The organism is Arthrobacter sp. CG_A4 (assembly GCF_035985125.1).
Taxonomy (GTDB): Bacteria; Actinomycetota; Actinomycetes; order Actinomycetales; family Micrococcaceae; genus Arthrobacter.
This window is the reverse complement of record NZ_JAXCID010000038.1, coordinates 35484-41939: the sequence shown is the minus strand read 5'-3', so window position 1 is coordinate 41939 and position 6456 is coordinate 35484. Positions and strand designations below refer to the sequence as shown.

5 protein-coding genes are annotated in these 6456 nt (G+C 65.8%); 3 read left to right on the top strand and 2 right to left on the bottom strand.

The window, feature by feature from the left end:
* Nucleotides 1–99 precede the first annotated feature (99 nt).
* The 3 genes from RCH07_RS14940 to RCH07_RS14930 all read left to right on the top strand — a co-directional run bounded on the left by RCH07_RS14940 (nucleotide 100) and on the right by RCH07_RS14930 (nucleotide 2794).
* A complete protein-coding gene (locus RCH07_RS14940) occupies nucleotides 100–378 on the top strand; it encodes a hypothetical protein (RefSeq protein WP_326968271.1) in 279 nt (92 codons plus the stop codon).
* Between the two features lie 144 nt (nucleotides 379–522).
* The gene (locus RCH07_RS14935) at nucleotides 523–1854 is read left to right on the top strand and encodes a wax ester/triacylglycerol synthase domain-containing protein (RefSeq protein WP_326968270.1); all 1332 of its coding nucleotides are present in this window, start codon (nucleotides 523–525) and stop codon (nucleotides 1852–1854) included.
* Nucleotides 1855–1909: 55 nt separating this feature from the next.
* Nucleotides 1910–2794, top strand: a complete 885-nt coding sequence (locus RCH07_RS14930) for a hypothetical protein (RefSeq protein WP_326968269.1) — start codon at nucleotides 1910–1912, stop codon at nucleotides 2792–2794.
* Between the two features lie 66 nt (nucleotides 2795–2860).
* On the opposite strand, the gene RCH07_RS14925 is transcribed toward RCH07_RS14930, so the two are convergent.
* Together RCH07_RS14925 and uvrB are read right to left on the bottom strand one after the other, a co-directional pair.
* A complete protein-coding gene (locus tag RCH07_RS14925; protein WP_326968268.1) occupies nucleotides 2861–4234 on the bottom strand; it encodes an MFS transporter in 1374 nt (457 codons plus the stop codon).
* A 105-nt stretch (nucleotides 4235–4339) separates the two neighbouring features.
* The gene (gene uvrB / locus RCH07_RS14920) at nucleotides 4340–6421 is read right to left on the bottom strand and encodes an excinuclease ABC subunit UvrB (protein WP_326968267.1); all 2082 of its coding nucleotides are present in this window, start codon (nucleotides 6419–6421) and stop codon (nucleotides 4340–4342) included.
* Nucleotides 6422–6456: the final 35 nt, after the last annotated feature.

The following is a 6456-nucleotide window of genomic DNA, read 5'->3' as shown; positions in this document are numbered from 1 at the left end:
CCAAGGAACGCGATATCGACCGCCGCACGTACCCGGCGACACTCAGCACGAGGATCTTGACACCCGCCCCCAGCCCTTAACCGAACGGCATTGGGACTAGTGAGCATTCTCGGACTGCTCGAATTGATGCTGGCTGCGGGCACGGGTGTGGGGTGGATTGCCGCAATAGGCATCGTTGGCAGCCTCGCCGTGGTCGTTGCCCCCTGGGTTTCCCCTACGCTGCCCAGAATGACGCTGATCATCCTGGGCGCCGTGCCCTTCGCACTCCTTACCTGGTGGAGCATCGCGAGCCCGCTACTCGCCGTCGTTGCTCTCGGACTCGGCGCCAGCGGCACCCTGGGGAGAACTCCGGCCCTGATCACGGGACGGGTCTCGTAGTCCATGAAGCACCCACGATTACCGATCTCACGTCGCCGGTGGAACCCAACTGGCGGCAACGACAGCCCTGCTCCGACGGCGCCGCTACGGCACCAGTTTGGCGGCGGAAGCCGGTTTCCGGATGATGGCCCGCCGATCGAGCGCGTGAGCACTGATGACCTTATGTCCCTGGCCAGCGACCACGGAACTTCACCGATGCAGGTGGGCGTCGTGCTCCTGTTGGACACCAGCGCGGGCCTCGACCCGACACTTCTTGTCGCCGCCATCGGCAGGCGTCTGCCGGGCATCCCGCGGCTTCGTCAACTCCTCGTGAAGGTACCGATCGGATGCGGGCGGCCGATCTGGGTGGACTCAGCTAACTTCACGATCACCGATCATGTTTCTGTCGTGGCGTGCCCCGGACCGGGAGGGATGGACGGGGTGCTGTCGGTTGCAGCCGGACTGGTGAGAGTTCGCCTTCCCCGCGGTCGCCCTCTCTGGTCGGCCTCGATCGTGACGGGGGTTGACGAGGGCACGTCAGCCCTGGTCGTTGTGTTCCACCACGTGCTCGCGGACGGTGTCGCGGGCCTCGCTATCCTGGGCGAACTCGCGGGGGAAGGGGCGGGATCCAGCGACGCGGGGTTCCCACGCCCTGCACCGACCCGAACTCAACTCGCCCGTGATGCTGCCACACGTGGTCTGGGCACGGCAAGAAATCTCCCCCGAACGATCGCGCGGGTCGGCCAGGCACTTCGCCAGCTGCGTTCGTCAATTGGCGGTCAGGCGAGCCGGACCTCGCTGAATCGCCCCACCGGCACCCGGCAGCGCTTCAAGATACTCAGCCGCGACCTGTCAGTCATCCGCGAGGTGGCTCACAGCCATAACGCAACGGTCAACGACGTCGTCCTGACCGCCATTACCGGGTCGCTTCACCACCTCCTCGCGGAACGAAGTGAGAAAACGGACGACATCATTGCCTCGATCCCGTTCTCCTCCCGAGATCGCACGACGGCGAGATTGTTGGGTAACCGGAGCGGCGCCATCCCCCTTCGGCTCCCCGCAACCGAAGAACCCGGAGAACGGCTCCGGGCCATCGCCGGCATCACCAAGGCGGCAAGAGCTTCCCCGCCCGGCAGTTCCACCGCGGTGCTTGGTCCCCTCTTCCGCCTGCTGGCGACCATTGGACTCCTTCAACGCTTCGTCGACCATCAGCGGGTAATCCACACCTTCGTGACCAACCTCATCGGGCCGCAATCGATGGTGACGATTGGGGGATTTCCCGTCGTAGACATTGTTCCGCTCACCGTTGTCATCGGGAACGTGACCGTGTCCTTCGCTGTGTTCTCCTATCGGGGCAAGCTCACGATCACCCTTGTCGCGGATCCCGACACGTGCCCGGACCTGGACCGCTTACACCTGCTGTTGGCGCTTGAGCTGGATCAGCTGAGCTCGAGCCCTGGGTCGCCCGGAGTTGGTGAGGGGCCGTTCGTCTCCTGATGAACAGAACCATCGGTAGCAAAACAACAAAGGATGAGCAATGAACAGGGAAATTTTGTCCATCGACGTCGATCAACGACGCGCGGGCAGCAGGGCCAAGCCATGGCTGCGCCTCTCGATCGCCGCCGCCGTCCTGGCCTTCATCGGCAGCATAATCGGGCTCACCGTCAACGGTATCTATGACAGTCTGACATCCGCTTTTCTGTTCCAGGCGCTGGCCCAGGACATTGTCAATGCGGTGGTGGCCGCCCCGCTGGTCGTGCTCTGCGCTGTTCTGGCACTGCGCGGATCGTACCGCGCCTATCTGATCTGGTTGGGAGCGGTCGCGTTTACGGTGTACAGCTATGTGATCTACACCTTCTCCGTCCCGTTCGGTGCGGTTTTCCCGCTATGGGTCGCAGTTCTCGGCCTCAGCCTCTTCGCCCTGATCGGCGGGTTGACGTCTATCGATAGGGAGAGGACCGCAGAGCGCTTTACAAGCAATCGCGCCGTCACAGTCGCCGCTTGGACTCTCCTGGTAGTTGCCGGGATGTTCGGCCTGCTCTGGCTTTCCGAGGACGTACCCGCCCTGTTCAACGGCAGCAGACCACAAAGTGTGGTTGACATGGACCTGCCGACCAACCCCGTCCACGTCCTCGACTATGCCTTTTTTCTCCCGGCCGCACTCGGCGCCGGTATCAGGCAACTGCAACGGCGCGCGTTCGCCTACCCCATCACGGCGGCCTTCCTCGTCTTTCTCCTCCTGACCTCCCTGCCAATTCTGATCACGCCGTTTGTGCAGACGGCACTCCGCGAACCGGCAGCGTGGGGCATCATGATCCCCATCGGCATCGTTGCCGCGGTCATCCTCGGAATATTGGGTTGGCTTCTGGCGACGGTTAGAACGCTGCGAACGCCCCGTGCCGGCGCGCCAGGGCTGGGTGCGGCCGGCGGCTCGTAGCCAGTCCGCCTGGTTCGTAGTGGATCGGCTCAGGCAATTCGGGTCACTACGACCCCCGGCCACGACTCAGCCTGGTCTTTTTTCTGTTTTCCGGACCGCCCCCAACACCACCGCGGCGACGGCGGCCGCCGCCAGGTTGAGGCCCTGATAACCGACCCCGCTCATCACGAGTCCGGAAAACCCTGCCCCGACGGCGCCGGCCACCCCCATCATGGTGTCCGAGACGCCCTGGACAAGGACCCGGTCGTCGGCGCCGACGCTTTCGGCGAGCAGGGTGGACCCGGCGATGGTGGCCGCGGACCAGCCCAGCCCAAGCAGCACCAGGCCCACCGTCACCAGGACCGGCTGTGCCTGGCCGAAGCCGGCCACAAGGACCGAGAGCAGGATCAGTCCGTGGCCCAGGATGATGACCGGGAGCCGGCCTGACTTGTCCGTCAGCCAGCCCATCACCGGAGAGAGTGCGTACATCCCGGCGATGTGCAGCGAGATGGTGAATCCGATCAGGACCAGTACATCGGTGCTGGCGGCGTGGGCGTGGCCGGCCGGCATATCGGCAAGGGGCCCCTCGGTCAGCAATTGCAGGTGCAGGGGCGTCATCGACATCACGGCGGCCATACAGCCGTGCGCCGCGATGACCGCGAGGAGGGCCAGCCGGGCCCGTGGTGAGGCCCGGATGGCGCGCATACCATGACGGAGGCCGTGCCGCCGTCGGGCAGCGTTGGTGGCTCCGGCGGCGGCGGCGCCTCTGCTGGCGGCGGTGCCGGCGGCGGCGGGCGGGCTGCCGGCGGAACGGAGCCGGGCGGCCAGTAGCAGCGGATCCGGCCGCAGACCAAGGATCAGCAGCAGCGCGGCCAGCGCCAGCCCCGCCGTGGAGAACACGAACGGACCGGCCAGTGCCGGCAGGCCAAGGGCCTCCCCCACGAGGGCGCCGGGACGGATCAGGTTGGGACCGGCTACGGCGCCGATGGTCACGGCCCAGACCACGATCGCAAGGGAACGGCCGCGGTGTTCCGGCTCGGCGAGGTCGACGGCGGCGAAACGGGCCTGCAGATTGGCGGCCGTGCCGAGTCCCAGCAGGGCCGCGGCCAGCAGCAGCACCGGGAAGCTGCCCGTCACCGTGGCGACGATCACCAGCAGTGCCCCGGCCATGGCGGAGAGCAGGCCGGTCACCAGGGCGGCCCGCCGGCCTCGTCGTCCGGCCAGTCCTGCGAGCGGCAGGGCGGCCGCCGCGGCGCCGAGGGTCATGGTGGTGGTGACCGAGCCGGCCCAGGCGTTCGAGCCGGAGAGCTGGACCGCCAGCAGGGATCCGACGGAGAGACTGGCGCCGCTGCCCACGCCGCTGAGGAGCTGGGCGGCACTGAGCACGGAAACGGTCCGACGCTGGACCCGGCGGGGATCCAGCGCCGGACTCTCCGCTGCGGCAGCGCCAAAGGTTTTCACGGTCCGAGCCTAACCGAACCGCAGGGCTGCCCCGCGCCGCTCAGGCTCCTGCGGGAGTCCGCTTCGAGCCGGGGCGTCCAGCTTGGCTGCGCTCACCGACTTAGCCTAGGCGTGCCCGGCGGCCTGCATCTGGCGAAGTTCCTTCTTCAACTCCCCCACCTCGTCGCGGAGCCTCGCGGCAAGCTCGAAGTGGAGCTCCGCGGCGGCCGCGTGCATCTGTTCGGTCAATTGTTCGATCAGCCCGACGAGATCCTCCGCCGGAGCGGCGGCCAGCCCGTCGGCCCGGATCCTCGACGCGCCCTTGCCCTTGCCGCGCGCCTTCCCCGCATTGGCGAGCAGCTCGCGGGTGTCCGCGTCTTCCTTGGCGATCTGGTCCGTGATGTCCGCGATCTTCTTCCGCAGCGGCTGCGGATCGATCCCTCGTTCGGTGTTGTACGCGACCTGGATTTCGCGGCGCCGGTTGGTCTCGTCGATGGCCTTGGCCATGGAATCGGTGATGCGGTCCGCGTACATGTGGACCTCGCCGGAGACGTTCCGGGCGGCACGGCCGATGGTCTGGATCAGCGAGGTGGCCGAGCGAAGGAAGCCTTCCTTGTCCGCGTCCAGGATGCTCACCAGCGAAACCTCCGGCAGGTCCAGCCCTTCACGGAGCAGGTTGATGCCCACCAGCACGTCGAAGACGCCCATCCGGAGTTCGCGGAGCAGCTCCACCCGGCGGAGGGTGTCGACGTCGGAGTGCAGGTATTCCACCTTGACGCCGTGGCCCAGCAGATAGTCGGTGAGGTCCTCGGCCATCCGCTTGGTCAAGGTGGTGACCAGGACGCGTTCGTTCTTTTCGGTGCGGGTCCGGATCTCACCGAGGAGGTCATCGATCTGGCCCTTGGTGGGCTTGACGATCACCTCAGGGTCGATCAGGCCGGTGGGACGGATGATCTGCTGGACGAATCCGTCGGATTTGCCGAGCTCAAACTTGCCCGGGGTCGCGGACAAGTAAACCGTCTGGCCCACCCGGTCCTGAAACTCGTCCCACTTGAGCGGGCGGTTATCCATCGCGGACGGCAGCCGGAAGCCGTGGTCCACGAGGTTCCGCTTGCGTGACATGTCCCCCTCGTACATGGCGCCGATCTGCGGCACGGTGACGTGGGATTCATCAATCACCAGGAGGAAGTCGTCCGGGAAGTAGTCGATGAGGCAGTGCGGCGCGGTCCCACGGGCGCGGCCGTCAATGTGCGAAGAGTAGTTCTCGATGCCGTTGCAGAAGCCCATCTGCTGCATCATTTCCAGGTCATAGGTGGTGCGCATCCGGAGCCGCTGGGCCTCGACCAGTTTGTTCTGGCCTTCCAGCACCGCGAGACGCTCGGCCAGTTCGTCTTCGATTCTCTTGATCGCCCGGCCCATACGTTCCGGACCGGCCACGTAGTGCGAGGCAGGGAAGACGTACATCTCGGTCTCGTCCCGGAGCACTTCTCCGGTCAGCGGATGGAGAGTCTGGATGTTCTCGATCTCGTCGCCGAAGAACTCGATCCGGATCGCAAGCTCCTCGTACATCGGGATGATTTCCACGGTATCGCCGCGGACGCGGAACGTGCCGCGGTGAAAGTCCATGTCGTTGCGGGTGTACTGCATGGAAACGAATTTGCGGAGCAGATCATCGCGGTTCATCTCGGCACCCCTGCGGAGCGTGACCATGCCGGCAATGTACTCTTCCGGCGTGCCGAGGCCGTAGATGCAGGAGACGGTAGCCACCACGATCACGTCGCGGCGCGTCAGCAGCGCGTTGGTGGCGGAGTGCCGGAGCCGTTCCACCTCCTCGTTGACGGACGAGTCCTTCTCGATGAAGGTGTCCGTCTGCGCCACGTAGGCCTCGGGCTGGTAGTAGTCGTAGTAGGAGACGAAGTACTCCACCGCGTTGTTCGGGAGCAGTTCGCGGAATTCGTTGGCCAGTTGCGCGGCCAGGGTCTTGTTCTGCACCATCACCAGCGTGGGCCGCTGGACCTGCTCGATCAGCCAGGCCGTCGTCGCGCTTTTACCGGTACCGGTGGCACCGAGCAGCACCACGTCCTTCTCGCCGTTGTTGACACGCTCGGTCAGGTCGGCGATCGCGGCCGGCTGGTCTCCCGCCGGCTGGAAATCGCTGATGACCTCGAAGGGCGCCACAACACGGTTTATCTCCTGGGCAAGACTCATGCATCTAATCTACTGCCGGGCACCGACGGGTTGAC